At 63.9% G+C, this 416-nt stretch carries 1 protein-coding gene; it reads right to left on the bottom strand.

The features are described from left to right. Positions 1–416, bottom strand: a 416-nt coding sequence (locus JWG88_RS21410; RefSeq protein ID WP_306793155.1) for a PrpF domain-containing protein, incomplete at both ends; no start/stop codon positions are given.

Genomic DNA, 416 nt, shown 5'->3' with positions numbered 1-416 from the left:
CCTTCGGCGTGTGCTGGCGGGTGGCCGCATCTTCCAGGTTCTTGATCAGACCCATGCGCAAGGCGCCGTAGGCGCGGATGGTCTCGAACTTCTGCAGCGCGGCCTTGTCTTCGTTGATCGCCGGCTGCAGTTCGGTGCCGGTGTAGCCCAGGTCGGCCGCATTGAGGAAGATGGTCGGAATGCCGGCGGTGATCATGGTCACCTCGAAACTGCCAACGCCCGGCACGTCCAGGGTATCGACCAGGTTGCCGGTCGGGAACATCGCGCCCGCATCGCCGTCATCGGACGGATCGATGAATTCCAGCTGGATCTCGGCGGCCGGGAAGGTCACGCCATCCAGCTCGAAATCACCGGTCTCCTGCACTTCGCCATCGCGCATCGGCACGTGGGCGATGATGGTCTTGCCGATGTTGGCC

This window comes from Desulfopila inferna, assembly GCF_016919005.1.
Taxonomy (GTDB): Bacteria; Desulfobacterota; Desulfobulbia; order Desulfobulbales; family Desulfocapsaceae; genus Desulfopila_A; species Desulfopila_A inferna.
The sequence above is the reverse complement of the archived record's forward strand: the minus strand, read 5'-3'. Positions and strand labels throughout refer to the sequence as shown.